This window comes from Enterobacter sp. FW301-JW81 (genome assembly GCF_058788735.1).
Genome location: NZ_JBYTBA010000009.1, coordinates 29,958 through 46,005, shown reverse-complemented (window position 1 = coordinate 46,005; position 16,048 = coordinate 29,958). Strand labels below are relative to the sequence as shown.

Annotated in this window: 13 protein-coding genes; 6 read left to right on the top strand and 7 right to left on the bottom strand. The window is 56.5% G+C overall.

The window, feature by feature from the left end:
- The first annotated feature begins 293 nt into the window (after positions 1-293).
- The 3 genes from AC3WOK_RS21880 to AC3WOK_RS21870 all read left to right on the top strand — a co-directional run bounded on the left by AC3WOK_RS21880 (position 294) and on the right by AC3WOK_RS21870 (position 4,406).
- Positions 294-965, top strand: coding sequence for a glutathione S-transferase family protein (locus tag AC3WOK_RS21880; RefSeq protein ID WP_059312932.1), 672 nt, complete (start codon positions 294-296; stop codon positions 963-965).
- 294 nt (positions 966-1,259) lie between these two features.
- Positions 1,260-2,609: a guanine/hypoxanthine transporter GhxP gene (gene ghxP / locus AC3WOK_RS21875; RefSeq protein ID WP_047345583.1), complete on the top strand. Its 1,350-nt coding sequence runs from the start codon at positions 1,260-1,262 to the stop codon at positions 2,607-2,609.
- Positions 2,610-2,759: 150 nt separating this feature from the next.
- Positions 2,760-4,406: a Na+/H+ antiporter gene (locus AC3WOK_RS21870; protein WP_023334184.1), complete on the top strand. Its 1,647-nt coding sequence runs from the start codon at positions 2,760-2,762 to the stop codon at positions 4,404-4,406.
- Positions 4,407-4,467: 61 nt separating this feature from the next.
- Here the strand turns inward: AC3WOK_RS21870 and AC3WOK_RS21865 are convergent, their stop codons facing one another.
- Positions 4,468-5,370: a LysR family transcriptional regulator gene (locus tag AC3WOK_RS21865; RefSeq protein ID WP_059312930.1), complete on the bottom strand. Its 903-nt coding sequence runs from the start codon at positions 5,368-5,370 to the stop codon at positions 4,468-4,470.
- 102 nt (positions 5,371-5,472) lie between these two features.
- Between AC3WOK_RS21865 and AC3WOK_RS21860 the strand changes: the two genes are divergently transcribed.
- Positions 5,473-5,883 (top strand): CidA/LrgA family protein, encoded by a 411-nt coding sequence (locus AC3WOK_RS21860; protein WP_059312929.1) that lies wholly within the window; start codon positions 5,473-5,475, stop codon positions 5,881-5,883.
- Positions 5,876-6,565, top strand: coding sequence for an LrgB family protein (locus AC3WOK_RS21855; RefSeq protein ID WP_447854959.1), 690 nt, complete (start codon positions 5,876-5,878; stop codon positions 6,563-6,565). Before AC3WOK_RS21860 ends, AC3WOK_RS21855 begins: the two co-directional genes overlap by 8 nt.
- Before the next feature lie 32 nt (positions 6,566-6,597).
- On the opposite strand, the gene actP is transcribed toward AC3WOK_RS21855, so the two are convergent.
- The 3 genes from actP to acs form a co-directional block, all read right to left on the bottom strand.
- Positions 6,598-8,247, bottom strand: a complete 1,650-nt coding sequence (actP, locus tag AC3WOK_RS21850) for a cation/acetate symporter ActP (RefSeq protein WP_447854960.1) — start codon at positions 8,245-8,247, stop codon at positions 6,598-6,600.
- The gene (locus AC3WOK_RS21845; protein ID WP_047345579.1) at positions 8,244-8,558 is read right to left on the bottom strand and encodes a DUF485 domain-containing protein; all 315 of its coding nucleotides are present in this window, start codon (positions 8,556-8,558) and stop codon (positions 8,244-8,246) included. Before AC3WOK_RS21845 ends, actP begins: the two co-directional genes overlap by 4 nt.
- A 134-nt stretch (positions 8,559-8,692) precedes the next feature.
- Positions 8,693-10,651 (bottom strand): acetate--CoA ligase, encoded by a 1,959-nt coding sequence (gene acs, locus AC3WOK_RS21840; RefSeq protein WP_063429894.1) that lies wholly within the window; start codon positions 10,649-10,651, stop codon positions 8,693-8,695.
- Positions 10,652-11,074: 423 nt separating this feature from the next.
- Here acs and gltP point away from each other — a divergent pair, with 423 nt between their 5' ends.
- Complete coding sequence (gene gltP, locus AC3WOK_RS21835) at positions 11,075-12,388, top strand: glutamate/aspartate:proton symporter GltP (protein WP_024906735.1); 1,314 nt, start codon at positions 11,075-11,077, stop codon at positions 12,386-12,388.
- Between the two features lie 81 nt (positions 12,389-12,469).
- Here gltP and AC3WOK_RS21830 read toward each other — a convergent pair whose 3' ends face one another.
- The 3 genes from AC3WOK_RS21830 to fdhF all read right to left on the bottom strand — a co-directional run bounded on the left by AC3WOK_RS21830 (position 12,470) and on the right by fdhF (position 15,888).
- Positions 12,470-13,144, bottom strand: a complete 675-nt coding sequence (locus AC3WOK_RS21830; protein WP_063429892.1) for a tetratricopeptide repeat protein — start codon at positions 13,142-13,144, stop codon at positions 12,470-12,472.
- A gap of 121 nt (positions 13,145-13,265) precedes the next feature.
- A complete protein-coding gene (locus tag AC3WOK_RS21825) occupies positions 13,266-13,418 on the bottom strand; it encodes a Hok/Gef family protein (RefSeq protein ID WP_063429890.1) in 153 nt (50 codons plus the stop codon).
- Positions 13,419-13,740: 322 nt separating this feature from the next.
- Positions 13,741-15,888, bottom strand: a complete 2,148-nt coding sequence (gene fdhF, locus AC3WOK_RS21820) for a formate dehydrogenase subunit alpha (RefSeq protein ID WP_492355108.1) — start codon at positions 15,886-15,888, stop codon at positions 13,741-13,743.
- Positions 15,889-16,048: the final 160 nt, after the last annotated feature.

The window sequence follows — 16,048 nt, the reverse complement described above, 5'->3', positions numbered from 1 at the left end:
CGAAGCGTCACCCGGCAAAAAGCATAATAAAGAACTAAAGCGCCACATAAGGGCGCTTTAGTTTTTCCCGGTCTTTGTCTTTCACTCTATCCCGCTGGTTCACGGGAGGGTTTCCCCCGACGTCAGCACCCCTCATGTCGAGCGGGTTGGGGAGGTTCCGGATTGTGCTGACACTTTAATTCTAAGCAAGACCCGTTTTTTCGCCAGCCGCGCTCGCCCTTTTTTAGACGAAATTTTTTCGCGGTGTTGTTCGATTTTCTATAGTTAAAAAGTATGAATAACAGGAGAAAACCATGCTCACGGTACACCACCTCAACCAGTCTCGTTCGCACCGCGTAATTTGGGCGCTGGAAGAACTCGCCCTGCCTTATGAGATCGTTCACTACCAGCGCGAAAAGAACATGCTGGCGCCTGAGTCACTCAAAAAAGTGCATCCGCTGGGCAAATCACCGGTCATCGAAGATAACGGGCTGATCCTTGCGGAGTCAGGCGCTATTCTGGAGTACCTGCAGGAAACGTACGATGCCGAGTCACGGCTTAAGCCGTTAGATCCGGCACATAAGGTGCAGTACCGCTTCTGGCTGCATTATGCTGAAGGATCGCTAATGCCGCTGCTGTTGATGAAGCTGGTTTTCAATAGCCTCGGCAAGCCGCCCGTGCCGTTTGGTATCAGAACCCTGGGCAAAGCGCTGGGACAGGGGGTGCAGAAAGCGTATCTCAACCGTCAGCTGGAAACCCATGCGCGCTTTATTGAGTCACATCTTGCTGAAAACAGCTGGTTTGCCGGGGATTCGCTCAGCATGGCCGACATTCAGATGAGCTTCCCGATTTTTGCCCTGCTGGCACGCGGCGGTATCGCTAATCTGCCGCATATTCAGGCATGGAAGACAAAGGTTGAGAACAGCCCTGGCTGGCAAAAAACGCTGCAACAGGGCGGCCCGTTATCTATCCCGGGTGAGGATTGAAATGTAAACAAATTGCGCATAGACGATAACGTTTGCGCATCCTCTGTTTATTTCTTCAGCGTCATAAGCGAATTTTAGCGAAAAACGATAAAGTTCAGTTGAAAAGGGCGGGTATTAGGCTAGATAATCGTTTGCCTTAATTTGACCACCCGTTTGTAAGTGCGGAGCTAAACGTTTGCTTTTTTTGTGACGCCCTTTCGTCGCAAACGCAACACAAGGATTTGACGTTTAGCTGGCAGTGGCGTCTCCACCTCGCTTACGAACTTCCTAAAAAAAACTCAGGGGATGTTTTCTATGTCTACGCCATCTGCGCGTACCGGCGGTTCACTTGACGCCATGTTTAAAATTTCGGCTCGCGGCAGCACCGTGCGCCAGGAAATCGTTGCCGGTCTGACAACGTTTCTGGCGATGGTTTACTCCGTCATCGTTGTGCCGGGCATGCTGGGCAAAGCGGGCTTCCCGCCAGCGGCCGTCTTTGTAGCGACCTGCCTGGTGGCCGGCGTGGGCTCTATCGTGATGGGCCTGTGGGCGAACCTGCCGCTGGCGATTGGTTGCGCTATCTCCCTGACCGCCTTTACCGCGTTCAGCCTGGTGCTGGGCCAGCACATCAGCGTACCGGTTGCGCTGGGCGCCGTGTTCCTGATGGGTGTGCTGTTTACCGTTATTTCAGCGACCGGCATCCGTAGCTGGATTTTGCGCAACCTGCCGCAGGGCGTGGCGCACGGTACCGGTATCGGCATCGGCCTGTTCCTGCTGCTGATCGCCGCTAACGGCGTCGGCCTGGTCATCAAGAACCCGCTGGAAGGTCTGCCGGTGGCGCTGGGTCATTTCGCCAGCTTCCCGGTGATCATGTCGCTGATCGGCCTGGCGGTGATTATCGGTCTGGAAAAACTGAAAGTCCCGGGCGGCATTCTGCTGACCATTATCGGCGTTTCCATTGTCGGCCTGATTTTCGATCCGAACGTCCACTTCTCCGGTATTTTCGCTATGCCGTCGCTGAGCGATGACAAAGGCAACTCCCTGATTGGCAGCCTGGATATCGTTGGCGCGCTGAACCCGGTGATCCTGCCAAGCGTGCTGGCGCTGGTGATGACCGCCGTATTTGACGCGACGGGCACCATTCGTGCGGTCGCGGGTCAGGCAAACCTGCTGGATAAAGACGGCCAGATTATTGATGGCGGCAAAGCGCTGACCACCGACTCCCTGAGCAGCGTCTTCTCTGGCCTGGTGGGCGCGGCCCCTGCGGCAGTGTACATCGAGTCCGCAGCGGGAACGGCGGCAGGCGGTAAAACCGGCCTGACGGCGATCACCGTCGGCGTGCTGTTCATGCTTATTCTGTTCCTCTCTCCGCTCTCCTACCTGGTTCCGGCGTATGCGACCGCACCGGCGCTGATGTACGTTGGCCTGCTGATGCTGAGCAACGTGGCGAAAATCGACTTTGCGGATTTCGTGGACGCCATGTCTGGCCTGATTACCGCGGTCTTTATCGTGCTGACCTGTAACATCGTTACCGGCATTATGATCGGCTTCGCGTCGCTGGTGATTGGTCGTCTGGTCTCCGGCGAGTGGCGCAAGCTGAACGTCGGCACCGTGGTCATCGCCGTTGCGCTGGTGGCGTTCTACGCGGGCGGCTGGGCAATCTAAATTGTCCTTTGATGCGAAAACGGGTGGCTCAGGCCGCCCGTTTTTATTTTCCGGACTCATCCTGTTGCCTTTTACGTTACTCTGAGGAAGATAGAATGAAAGGCACGACGCCTTCCGTAGTACATAAGCAACACAGCAAACAGGGAACGCATGGAAATCTTCTTCACAATACTCATCATGACCCTTGTGGTCTCGCTATCCGGGGTGGTTACACGCGTACTGCCCTTTCAGGTCCCCCTGCCATTAATGCAAATTGCCATCGGCGCGCTGCTGGCGTGGCCGACGTTTGGCCTGCACGTTGAGTTCGACCCGGAACTGTTCCTCGTGCTGTTTATCCCGCCGCTGCTGTTTGCCGATGGCTGGAAAACGCCGACGCGCGAGTTCCTTGAACACGGACGAGAGATCTTCGGCCTGGCGCTGGCGCTGGTGGTGGTCACCGTGGTCGGGATTGGTTTTCTCATCTACTGGGCCGTACCGGGCATCCCGTTAATTCCGGCCTTCGCGCTTGCCGCCGTGCTGTCGCCGACCGATGCCGTGGCGCTTTCCGGCATTGTGGGTGAAGGCCGTATTCCGAAGAAAATTATGGGGATTTTACAGGGTGAGGCGCTGATGAATGACGCCTCCGGCCTGGTCGCCCTGAAATTTGCCGTGGCCGTTGCCATGGGCACGATGGTCTTTACCGTCGGCGGCGCGACCCTGGAGTTCTTTAAGGTGGCCATTGGCGGTATCCTGGCGGGCTTCGTGGTGAGCTGGCTGTACGGTCGCTCTTTGCGCTTCCTCAGCCGCTGGGGCGGTGATGAGCCCGCTACGCAGATCGTACTGCTGTTCCTTCTGCCGTTTGCCTCCTATCTTATTGCCGAACATATTGGCGTGTCGGGCATCCTGGCGGCGGTTGCGGCAGGGATGACCATCACCCGCTCCGGCGTAATGCGCCGCGCGCCGCTGGCCATGCGCCTGCGAGCCAACAGCACCTGGGCAATGCTGGAATTTGTCTTTAACGGCATGGTGTTCCTGCTGCTGGGCCTGCAGCTGCCGGGCATTATGGAATCCTCGCTGGTGGCGGCCGAAGCCGACCCGAACGTTGAGGTCTGGATGCTGTTTACCGACGTCGTGCTGATCTACCTGGCGCTGATGCTGGTGCGTTTCGGCTGGCTGTGGACGATGAAAAACTTCAGCGTACGCTTCCTGAAGAAAAAGCCGATGGAGTTCGGCTCGTGGACAACGCGTGAGCTGCTGATTGCCTCCTTTGCCGGCGTCCGCGGGGCAATCACCCTTGCCGGTGTGCTCTCCATTCCGCTGCTGCTGCCCACGGGCGATGTCTTCCCGGCGCGCTACGAGCTGGTGTTCCTGGCGGCGGGCGTGATTCTGTTCTCCCTGTTTGTCGGCGTGATTATGCTGCCGATTTTGCTGCAGCATATCGACGCGGGTGATTCGACCCAGCAGCACAAAGAAGAGCGCATAGCGCGTGCGGCCACCGCCGAAGTGGCGATTGTCGCAATTCAGAAAATGGAAGAGCGCCTGGCCGCGGATGCGGAAGAGAACATCGATAATCAGCTGCTGACAGAGGTCAGCTCCCGCGTGATTGGTAACCTGCGTCGCCGCGCAGACGGGCGTAACGATGTGGAAAGCTCGCTGCAGGAGGAGAACCTGGAACGCCGGTTCCGTCTGGCAGCGCTGCGCTCAGAGCGTGCCGAGCTGTACCATCTGCGCGCCACGCGGCAGATCAGCAACGAGACGCTGCAAAAGCTGCTGCACGATCTGGATCTGCTGGAAGCGCTGTTGATAGAGAATCAGTAACGCGCTTTTGCCCGGTGGCGCTGCGCTTACCGGGCCTACGTGCTCGATCGGTTCCCTCTCCCTATGGGAGAGGGTTAGGGTGAGGGGAAATCCAAAACCCCTCACAACACTGCAACCACGCCTGCGCGCTGTGCGACAAATAGACCCCTTCACGCCAGATCATCCCCAACTGCCAGTGCAGGTCGCTCTCCAGCGGGATCCAGCGCAGCGTGTTTTTATCCAGACGCTCGCATATCGGCTGCGGCAGAATGGCAATCCCCACGCCTGCCTGCACCATCGCTGCCAGGAAATCCCACTGGCCGCTGCGCACCGCAATGCGCGGCTTCACGTTATGTTGATTAAATAGCGTCATCAGCTGGCGGCTGAGGGCGAAGTCTTCGTTGTAGATCAGCAGAGGGTGCTCGCCGAGCAGTTCAGGCTTGACCGCGTCTCTTTTCAGCCAGTCGCCGGAGCGGGGAACCAGCACGCACAGCGGGTGGCTAAAGAGCGGGAGCGTCGCCAGACCGCTCTCTTCCTCAACGGGGAGGGCGGTCATGGCGACGTCGAGCTCGCCGTTGGTAACGGCCTGCTGGACGGTTAACCCGCCAAACTCCGAAATCTTCAGCTCAACGCCGGGATAGCGCTGGCGAAACAGACTAATCGGCCCGGCCATCATCATTCCCACCATCGGTGGAATGCCGAGGCGAAGCACTCCTTTGGTCAGATGGTTGATATCGTCCAGCTCCGCTTCCAGCTGGCGAAACTCCGCCAGAATCGCCAGCCCGCGTTCAAACACCACGCGTCCGGTATCGGTCAGCAACAGCTTGCGCCCGTCGCGGAGCAGCAGGGTACAGTTCAGTTCATCTTCGAGGTTTTTCAGCATCTTGCTGATGGTGGGCTGGGTAACAAACAACTTCTCCGCTGCGCGGGTAAAACTTTGCTGGCGAACCACTTCGACAAAATAGCGCAGCGTTCTTATGTCCATGATTATTCCTCGAAACTATACCTTTGATGATTTTAATTCATTTCAGTCCACACCGTGCGCTCTCTATACTGGCGCCTCGTCTCATTTTTGAGGAAAACCCCCATGGCCGTGGCGTTAAGCCGTGTTACGCCTGCCGTTGTTCAACGACTCCAGGTACCGGTTCAGGTACTGCTCTACGCGGGACTGTTTGTTTTCGCTGAATATCTTGTCGGCTGGCTCCATCTGCCGCTGCCTGCCAACCTGGTGGGGATGCTGCTGATGCTGACGCTCATCCTCTGCCGCGTGATCCCCCTTAACTGGGTACGCGCCGGGGCGCGCTGGCTGCTGGCGGAGATGCTGCTGTTCTTTGTCCCTGCCGTAGTAGCGGTAGTGAACTACGCGCAGCTGCTGATGGTCGACGGATGGCGCATCTTCGCGGTCATTGCGCTGAGTACGCTGATGGTGCTGGGGGCGACCGCCTGGGTGGTGGATAAAGTCTATCGCTTTGAAATCAGCAGGCAGAAGCATGACTAACTTTCAGATAAGCGTCCTGTGCCTGGTTGCAACGCTGGTCATCTACTTCGCCAACAAGCGGCTTTATCGCCGCTTTCATGCCCTGCCGCTGATGCCGCTGGTCTTCACGCCGATCCTGCTGGTGCTGATGCTGGTCTTCGGCCATATCTCCTGGCAGAACTACATTGGTGAATCCCACTGGCTGCTGTGGCTGCTCGGCCCGGCGACCATCGCCTTTGCCGTCCCCGTTTATGACAACCTGAATATTATCAAACGCCACTGGATGTCGCTCAGCGCGGGCGTTGTCACCGCGACGGTGGTGGCGGTCTGTAGCTCTGTCTGGCTGGCGCGGCTGTTTACCTTGTCCGATGAAATTCAGCGCAGCCTCGCCGTGCGCTCGGTGACCACGCCGTTTGCGCTGGCGGCGGCCAAACCGCTCGGTGGGCAGCCGGATCTGGTGGCGCTGTTTGTGGTGGTGACGGGCGTCTTTGGGATGGCGGTCGGCGATATGCTCTTTCTGCGGCTTTCTATTCGGGAAGGGATGGCGAAAGGGGCAGGGTTCGGCGCGGCATCGCACGGCGCGGGCACGGCACGTTCGTATGAGCTGGGTCAGCAAGAGGGCGTTGTCGCGAGCCTGGTGATGATGCTCTCAGGCGTGGTGATGGTGCTGATTGCACCGCTGGTGGCGTGGGTGATGTTTTAAGCTCCCCGGCCAGAATGACCGGGGAGAAAGGCTTAGTGCGCGCGGCCCTGCTCAACGCCGAGACCGGTTTGTGAACGAATAAACTGGGCGCGGAATTTCTCGCGCTCCAGGTTACCCTCCGGCGAGTTGTCGGTCGCCGAGAAGAACCAGATACCGATGAACGCCACGGCGATAGAGAACAGCGCCGGGTATTCGTACGGGAAGATGGCGCTGGCGTGACCGAGGATCTGCACCCAGATGGTCGGACCCAGAATCATCAGGATCACCGCCGTCAGCAGCCCCAGCCAGCCGCCAATCATCGCCCCACGGGTGGTCAGTTTCGACCAGTACATGGAGAGCAGGATGATCGGGAAGTTACAGCTTGCGGCAATCGAGAAGGCCAGCCCCACCATAAACGCGATGTTCTGCTTCTCGAACAGGATGCCCAGCAGAATGGCGACCACGCCCAGCACCAGTACGGTGATTTTAGAGACTTTGAGCTCATCACGTTCGCTTGCCCCTTTGCGGATCACGTTGGCGTAGAGGTCATGCGACACCGCAGACGCGCCTGCCAGCGTCAGCCCTGCAACCACCGCGAGGATGGTGGCGAAGGCCACGGCGGAGATAAAGCCGAGGAACAGGTTACCGCCAACCGCGTCGGCCAGGTGCACCGCCGCCATGTTGTTACCGCCAATCAACGCGCCCGCCGCGTCTTTAAACGCCGGGTTCGCCCCCACCAGCATGATCGCGCCAAAGCCGATGATAAAGGTCAGAATGTAGAAGTAACCCATAAAGCCGGTGGCATAGAAGACGCTTTTACGTGCTTCACGCGCATCGCTCACGGTAAAGAAGCGCATCAGGATATGCGGCAGACCCGCGGTGCCGAACATCAGGCCGAGACCGAGAGAGAGCGCGGATATCGGATCTTTCACCAGCCCGCCCGGGCTCATGATCGCTTCCCCTTTCGGGTGGACCGCCATCGCTTCGGTAAACAGGTTATTGAAGCTGAAGCCGACGTGTTTCATCACCATAAAGGCCATAAAGCTGGCGCCGAACAGCAGCAGGACGGCTTTGATGATCTGCACCCAGGTCGTCGCCAGCATGCCGCCAAACAGGACGTACATCACCATCAGCACGCCGACCAGCACCACCGCGACGTGGTAGTTCAGGCCAAACAGCAGTTCGATAAGCTTGCCCGCGCCCACCATCTGGGCAATCAGATACAGCGCCACCACCACCAGCGAGCCGCAGGCGGAGAGGGTGCGAATCGGCCCCTGCTTCAGGCGATAGGATGCCACGTCAGCGAAGGTGTAACGGCCCAGGTTGCGCAAGCGTTCGGCAATCAGGAACAGAATGATCGGCCAGCCGACGAGGAAGCCGAGGGAGTAGATCAAACCGTCATAGCCGGAGGTGTACACCAGCGCAGAAATCCCAAGGAACGAGGCTGCGGACATAAAGTCACCCGCAATCGCCAGCCCGTTCTGGAAACCGGTAATGTTGCCGCCTGCGGTGTAATAATCATTACGGGAGCGCACGCGTTTCGACGCCCAGTAGGTGATGTACAGCGTCAGCAGGACGAAAATCAGGAACATCACAATCGCCTGCCAGTTAGTTGGCTGGCGCTGTACTTCGCCGGTAATGGCATCCGCCGCGCTGGCGGCAAAGGGAAGTGTGGCGGCTAGCGCTGTCAGGACTCGCTTCATGACGCTTTTACCTCTTGCAGTACCGCTTTATTAAGACGATCGAATTCACCGTTCGCGCGCCAGACGTAAACGCCGGTCAGCACAAATGAAATGACAATCACGCCAATGCCGATGGGAATACCGCGCGTCACGCTGGTACCCGCGTGCAGCGGGGTGCCCAGCCAGTGCGGGGCAAAGGCGATCAGCATAATAAAGCCGACGTAGATAATCAGCATGATGATGGATAGTAAGAAGGCAAACCGTTGCCGTTTATCGACGAGCTCCCTGTAGTGCGCACTATTCTCTATCTGCTGACAAATATCGTTATTCATCACAGAAATCTCCAGAGGTAAGGTTGGTTTGTTTTATCCCCTCTCCCCTATGGGGAGAGGGTTAGGGTGAGGGGAGGAAGGTGCGGTCTGATGCCCTCACCCCGGCCCTCTCCCACGGGGAGAGGGAGAAAAAATCATGAAGGCATTGCGATGGCCTGCTTCTCTTCGAGCAGTTTGTCCACCACGCCAGGATCCGCGAGCGTTGAGGTATCACCGAGATTGCTGGTGTCCCCGGCCGCGATTTTGCGCAAGATACGACGCATGATTTTGCCGGAGCGGGTTTTCGGCAGCGAATCAGTCCAGTGCAGCACGTCCGGCGTGGCAAGCGGGCCAATCTCTTTACGGACCCAGTTGCGCACTTCGGTGTACAGCTCTGGCGACGGTTCTTCCCCGTGGTTCAGGGTGACGTACGCGTAAATCGCCTGGCCTTTGATGTTGTGCGGAATCCCCACCACGGCGGCTTCGGCAATCTTCGGATGCGACACGAGGGCTGATTCAATCTCAGCCGTGCCCAGACGGTGGCCGGAGACGTTCAGCACGTCGTCCACGCGTCCGGTTATCCAGTAATAGCCATCTTCGTCACGACGCGCGCCGTCGCCGCTGAAGTACATGTTTTTAAAGGTCGAGAAGTAGGTCTGCTCGAAGCGATCGTGGTCGCCGAACAGGGTACGGGCCTGGCCCGGCCAGGAGTCTGTGATCACCAGGTTGCCTTCGGTGGCCCCTTCCAGCGGATTACCTTCGTTATCCACCAGCGCAGGCTGCACGCCGAAGAACGGACGGGTTGCCGAGCCAGCTTTCAGCTGCGTGGCGCCCGGCATAGGAGTGATCATAAAGCCGCCGGTTTCGGTCTGCCACCAGGTGTCCATCACCGGGCATTTCTCGTTACCGATTTTTTTCCAGTACCACTCCCAGGCTTCCGGGTTGATCGGCTCGCCGACGGAACCGAGGATACGTAACGAAGAGCGGTCGGTTCCTTCGATAGCTTTATCGCCTTCCGCCATTAATGCGCGGATCGCCGTTGGGGCGGTGTAGAGAATATTGACCTGATGTTTGTCGACCACCTGACACATCCGCGCCGGGGTAGGCCAGTTTGGCACGCCCTCAAACATCAGCGTTGTTGCGCCACAGGCCAGCGGGCCGTACAGCAGGTAGCTGTGCCCGGTCACCCAGCCCACGTCGGCGGTACACCAGTAGATGTCGCCCGGATGGTAGTCGAAGACGTATTTGAAGGTGGTTGCCGCATAGACCAGATAACCGCCGGTGGTGTGCAGCACGCCTTTCGGCTTGCCGGTCGAACCGGAGGTATAAAGAATGAACAGCGGATCTTCCGCGTTCATCTCTTCCGGCTGGTGCTGGTCGCTCGCGTTCTCAATCAGGTCGCTCCACCACAGATCGCGCCCCTCGTTCCAGTCGATTTTGCCGCCGGTACGCTTAAGGACGATAACGCTGCTGACCGTGTTGACGTTCGGGTTTTTCAGCGCTTCGTCGACGTTTTTCTTCAGTGGGATACCGCGTCCTGCACGCACGCCTTCATCGGCGGTGATCACCAGTTTTGAACTGGAATCAACAATACGCCCTGCAACCGCTTCGGGTGAGAAACCGCCAAAGATAACGGAGTGGATCGCGCCAATACGCGCGCAGGCCAACATCGCCACCGCCGCTTCCGGCACCATCGGCATATAGATAGCGACCACATCGCCTTTTTTAATGCCTCTTTCCAGCAGGACATTGGCGAAGCGGCACACGTCGCGGTGTAATTCTTTATACGTAATATGTTTGCTCTGCGAGGCATCATCGCCTTCCCAGATGATGGCCGTCTCATTCCCGCGCTCCGCAAGGTGACGGTCAAGGCAGTTCGCCGCCAGGTTCAACGTGCCGTCTTCATACCATTTAATGGAGACGTTACCGGGCGCAAAGGAGGTATTCTTCACCTTCTGATAAGGTTTGATCCAGTCAAGGATATGGCCCTGCTCACCCCAGAAGGTATCCGGAGCGGTGATAGACTGGTGATATTTCTCGTGGTACTGCTCCGGGTTGATCAGGCAACGGTCCGCGATATTTGCGGGAATGTCATGTTTGTGTATTTGGCTCATGGCTTTTTTTCTCCTTGTAAGATGTTAATAATATGTCACTAAAACGTTAATTGTAGGGGCTTTACAAGCTTTGTTTATTATTTGGGCTACAGATCACGCATTGTTTGAATAGGTTGAAAAATGAGCGAATGAAACTTTGAAGGAAAATAATTTATGCTGACGATTATTCACATTTATGTTTAAAAAAGCTTTTTTATAACAAAAGGTTATTTATCAGAATTAGGACAAACTCCCGTCATCCCCGCTTTTTTGAGTGAAATGCGTCGTTCTTTAAGGCTTGCGCAACAGGCCGCGCAAATGATACTCATACGCCGCGTTAAAAAATCCCATAAACCAACGCAACACAATTCATACCCTTTCAGTATGTCCCCATATTCATGCAGTTTTGATGAATAAGGCGCTTCATTGAGGAAGTCAGTTTCTATGAAAAACGTTAAAGTGAGCCTTGCCTGGCAGATCTTAATCGCCCTTGTGCTGGGCATCCTGCTGGGCAGTTACCTCCACTATCACAGCGACAGCCGCGAATGGCTGATAGCGAATCTGCTCTCACCGGCAGGGGATATCTTTATTCATCTGATCAAGATGATCGTGGTGCCGATCGTGATCTCGACGCTGGTGGTCGGTATTGCGGGCGTAGGCGATGCGAAGCAGTTAGGACGTATTGGCGCGAAAACTATTATCTATTTCGAAGTGATCACTACGGTCGCCATCATCCTCGGTATCACGCTGGCGAACGTGTTCCAGCCGGGTTCCGGGATTGATATGTCGCAGCTGGCAACGGTGGATATTTCGAAATACCAAAGTACGACCGCTGACGTGCAGAGCCATGCGCATGGCCTGATGGGCACGATCCTGTCGCTGGTACCGACCAACATTGTGGCCTCGATGGCGAAGGGCGAGATGTTACCTATCATCTTCTTCTCGGTGCTGTTCGGTCTGGGACTCTCTTCGCTGCCTGCGACGCACCGCGAACCGCTGGTGACCGTGTTCCGCTCTATCTCCGAAACCATGTTTAAAGTGACCCACATGGTGATGCGTTACGCGCCGGTAGGGGTGTTTGCGCTTATCGCCGTCACCGTGGCCAACTTCGGTTTTGCCTCCCTGTGGCCACTGGCGAAGCTGGTGATCCTGGTACACTTCGCCATCCTGTTCTTTGCGCTGGTGGTGCTGGGTATTGTGGCGCGCCTGTGCGGGCTGAGTATCTGGATCCTGATCCGTATCCTCAAGGACGAGCTGATTCTGGCCTACTCCACGGCAAGCTCCGAGAGCGTGCTGCCGCGCATTATTGAGAAGATGGAGGCCTACGGCGCGCCTGCTTCTATTACCAGCTTCGTGGTGCCCACCGGCTACTCCTTTAACCTCGATGGTTCGACGCTGTACCAGAGTATCGCCGCTATCTTTATTGCACAGCTGTACGGCATTGACCTGTCGCTGTGGCAGGAGATCGTGCTGGTGCTGACCCTGATGGTGACGTCCAAAGGTATCGCAGGCGTGCCGGGCGTCTCGTTCGTGGTGCTGCTGGCGACGCTGGGCAGCGTTGGTATTCCGCTGGAAGGTCTGGCGTTTATCGCCGGCGTGGACCGTATCCTCGACATGGCGCGTACCGCGCTGAACGTGGTGGGTAATGCCCTGGCGGTGCTGGTTATCGCCAAGTGGGAACACAAATTCGATCGTAAAAAAGCGCTGGCGTATGAACGCGAGGTGCTGGGTCGTTTTGATAAGACGGCCGACCAGTAATGTAATAAAGCCCGGTGGCGCTGCGCTTACCGGGCCTACGGGTCTTGTAGGTCGGGTAAGGCGAAGCCGCCACCCGACATGTTACTCGCCGCTCAAGGCATCAAACTCTTCACACCCCGTATCAAACCCTTCGGTACAGCTCAGGTTCAACCAGTACAGCGCTTTCTGTTTATTGGGCGTGATAAACCCTTTCTCACCCTGCTGGAACAGCATACCTGCCCAGTATTCCGCGTAGCCGGTGCGTGACAGAGACGAACTGCGCTTAAACCACGATGCCGCCACGGCGTCATCCTGGGCCACTTCTACACCGTTGGCATAAATCAGGCCCAGCAGCATTTGTGCATCAACCGCGGAGTCGTTGTCGATATCTTCGGTGGCCGTTTGCAGCAGCTTAATGGCCTGGGAATAGTCAGTTTTACCCGCCTGCGTGTTCACCAAAATGCGCGCCAGCATAATGGTGCCGCGTTTGCTGCCCGCGATGGTCGCCTGCTGCGCCAGCGCTTTAGCCTGGGGATAATCGCCCTGCGTAAAGAGAATTTGTGAGAGCAGCCCCATGGCATCGACATCACCACCTTTTGCCGCTTTTTCAGCCCAAAGGGCCGCCTGCTTGCTGTCGCCAGAGCTGAAGTACGTATCGGCAAGATAATACTGGGCACGGGCATCGCCGGCTTCTGCCTGTTTCTGGTACTGGCTGCCTATCTCATCCGCGCGAGCGAACGAGGTTAAAAATAACAACAACAGAAAAATGGGTTTCATGGATTCTTATCATCTGGGTACACGCCGCGCAGTATAATCGCGGTAGCAAAAGAAAAAAACGGGTGCATTAAGACCTCAGCATCCTACAAGCCGGGCGGAACCGTCGTTCCGCCCGTAGAGGTTAGCCTGCGTTGCAGGCTAATTTAGCCGCCACCTCCTGATGTTCACCCTTGATTGAAAACTCGCAGAGCCTGCCGCGAGTAATAAAGGTAAAGATCACTATCGTCAGGCAAATAATAAAGACGATGCCTAACGCAGTTTTTAATGGCGTCATGCCTTTTACTCCTTGTGTAAAAAAGAATAAGAGGCTACTCTCAACCTGTTGGTAGTTGAGGGAGTAGCCTCGGGTAAATGAAAATTTCCCGGGGCTTCCTACTTTCTGTCCCTCAACAATGCTCAAGACAGAAAGTCTTAAGCACCCGCCGCACATCTTATCCCTCTGAATTAAAATGCAAAGATGTAATTCTTTTTCACGAGAATTACATTATTTCTGCGAGCCGCTTTCCAGAATAATAATTGATATATTTAATGAATTAAGCGGAAATAAAAAGGGAGTGAATATTTCACTCCCTTTATTCAACGATGAATTAACGGCTTCAACCCATTGCGCTTTCGCGCAGTCGGGCTTTCAGCTTGTTATATTCGTCGATCACGTACTGTTCCGCCGTGTGCTGATCCGCAATCGGCTCCACGCGTACGGCGCAGTATTTATACTCCGGCGTTTTGGTTATCGGGCTTAAGTTCTCCGTCACCAGCTCGTTGCAGGCGCCAATCCACCACTGGTAGGTCATGTAGACCGCCCCTTTGTTGGGTCGGTCGCTGACCTGCGCACGGGTGATGATCCGCCCTTTGCGCGAGTTCACCCACACCAGCGCTTCGTCCTCAATGCCGAGACGCTCCGCGTCGGCGGTGTTGATTTGCGCATAGCCGGGCTCATCCGCCAGCGCCGCCAGTGCGGCGCAGTTGCCGGTCATCGAGCGGCAGGAGTAGTGGCCCACCTCGCGTACGGTGGAGAGCACCATCGGATACTCATCGGTGAGCTTATCGATCGGTGCGACCCAGTCGCAGGTGAAGAACTGCGCCAGCCCATTCGGGGTGTCGAATTTCTCTTTAAAGAGATACGACGTTCCCTGGTCGGTCTCTGCCTCATCCCGACATGGCCACTGGATGTACCCCAGCTCACCCATTTTTTCATAGGTTGCCCCATAAAAATCCGGACACAGGTGACGCAACTCGTCCCAGATTTCCTGGGTGTTGTTGTAGTGCATCGGGTAACCCATACGGGTGGCGATTTCGCTAATGATCTGCCAGTCCGTTTTCAGATCCCACTTCGGTTCGACCGCCTTAAAGAAGCGCTGGAAGCCGCGGTCTGCCGCCGTGTAGACACCTTCATGCTCGCCCCAGGAGGTCGACGGTAAAATCACATCCGCCGCCGCCGCGGTTTTGGTCATAAAGATATCCTGGACAATCACCAGCTCCAGATCCTCAAACCCTTTGCGCACCGCAGACAGCTCGGCGTCGGTCTGGAGCGGATCTTCACCCATGATGTAGGCCGCACGCACTTCGCCGTGCGCCGCGCGGTGCGGCAGCTCGCTGATGCGGTACCCGGTGTGCTCAGGCAGACTTTCCACGCCCCAGGCCTTCGCGAATTTCTCGCGATTTTCCGGGAACTTGACGTACTGATAGCCCGGATAGGTATCCGGCAGCGCGCCCATATCGCAGGCACCCTGAACGTTATTCTGACCGCGTACCGGGTTCACGCCGACGTGCGCTTTACCCAGATTGCCGGTCAGCATCGCGAGACTCGTCAGAGAACGTACCGTTTCCACGCCCTGATAGAACTGAGTCACGCCCATGCCCCACAGGATGGCGGCGGTTTTCGCGGCCGCATACATCCGCGCCGCCTGACGGATGTCCTGCGCGCTAACGCCGGTTATCGCTTCGACGGACTCTGGCGTATAGCCTTCGACAATTTTCCGATACTCTTCAAAGCCTTCCGTACGGGTGGCGACGAACGCCTGGTCGTACAGGTTCTCCTCAATAATGACGTGCCCCATTGCGTTCAACAGCGCGATGTTCGAGCCGTTTTTCAATGCAATATGCATGTCCGCAATACGCGCGGTTTCGATTTTGCGCGGATCGCAGACGATGATTTTCGCCCCATTCTGTTTAGCGCGAATAACGTGGTTCGCGACGATAGGGTGAGAATCCGCCGGGTTATAGCCGAAAATAAACACGAGATCGGTATTATCTATCTCGTTGATGGCATTACTCATTGCGCCGTTACCGACCGACTGGTGCAGACCTGCAACCGATGGGCCGTGTCAGACGCGAGCGCAGCAGTCGACGTTATTGGTACCAATAACGGCGCGCGCGAATTTTTGCATCACATAGTTAGTTTCATTCCCCGTCCCGCGTGAAGAGCCGGTGGTCTGAATCGCATCCGGGCCATACTTGGCCTTGATGGCGCTAAGGCGCGTGGCGACGTAATCGAGCGCCTCGTTCCAGCTGACGGCTTCCAGCTTGCCGCCGCGCTCGCGGCGGATCATTGGGGTTTTCAGGCGCGGGGTGAGGATTTGGGTATCGTTAATAAAATCCCAGCCGTAGTAACCTTTCAGGCATAGCGTACCCTGGTTGGTTTTCCCCTGTGCGGCCTCCGCCCGGACGATTTTGCCGTTATCGACCACCAGGTGGATCTTGCAACCTGAGGCACAATAAGGGCAAACCGTGACGACTTTTTTCATCAGTCTGCTCCAGTTAATCGAATCGTTCGCACCCACTATGCAGCTTCTATGCCATGTTTTTATTGTGGGTATACGTAGACTTTACGGCCCATTTGCGGTGAAAACGCTGACCAAAAGCAGCGAATCGTCAAAATTGACGTGTCGACAGGGCAGCGGATGT

Excerpts from the sequence above, each read along its gene's own strand:
- AC3WOK_RS21830 (WP_063429892.1), bottom strand. The coding sequence starts at position 13,144 with ATGAAACCCATTTTTCTGTTGTTGTTATTTTTAACCTCGTTCGCTCGC.
- gltP (WP_024906735.1), top strand. The coding sequence starts at position 11,075 with ATGAAAAACGTTAAAGTGAGCCTTGCCTGGCAGATCTTAATCGCCCTT.
- actP (WP_447854960.1), bottom strand. The coding sequence starts at position 8,247 with ATGAAGCGAGTCCTGACAGCGCTAGCCGCCACACTTCCCTTTGCCGCC.
- AC3WOK_RS21860 (WP_059312929.1), top strand. The coding sequence starts at position 5,473 with ATGGCCGTGGCGTTAAGCCGTGTTACGCCTGCCGTTGTTCAACGACTC.
- AC3WOK_RS21845 (WP_047345579.1), bottom strand. The coding sequence starts at position 8,558 with ATGAATAACGATATTTGTCAGCAGATAGAGAATAGTGCGCACTACAGG.
- AC3WOK_RS21855 (WP_447854959.1), top strand. The coding sequence starts at position 5,876 with ATGACTAACTTTCAGATAAGCGTCCTGTGCCTGGTTGCAACGCTGGTC.
- ghxP (WP_047345583.1), top strand. The coding sequence starts at position 1,260 with ATGTCTACGCCATCTGCGCGTACCGGCGGTTCACTTGACGCCATGTTT.
- AC3WOK_RS21880 (WP_059312932.1), top strand. The coding sequence starts at position 294 with ATGCTCACGGTACACCACCTCAACCAGTCTCGTTCGCACCGCGTAATT.
- AC3WOK_RS21865 (WP_059312930.1), bottom strand. The coding sequence starts at position 5,370 with ATGGACATAAGAACGCTGCGCTATTTTGTCGAAGTGGTTCGCCAGCAA.
- AC3WOK_RS21870 (WP_023334184.1), top strand. The coding sequence starts at position 2,760 with ATGGAAATCTTCTTCACAATACTCATCATGACCCTTGTGGTCTCGCTA.
- acs (WP_063429894.1), bottom strand. The coding sequence starts at position 10,651 with ATGAGCCAAATACACAAACATGACATTCCCGCAAATATCGCGGACCGT.
- AC3WOK_RS21825 (WP_063429890.1), bottom strand. The coding sequence starts at position 13,418 with ATGACGCCATTAAAAACTGCGTTAGGCATCGTCTTTATTATTTGCCTG.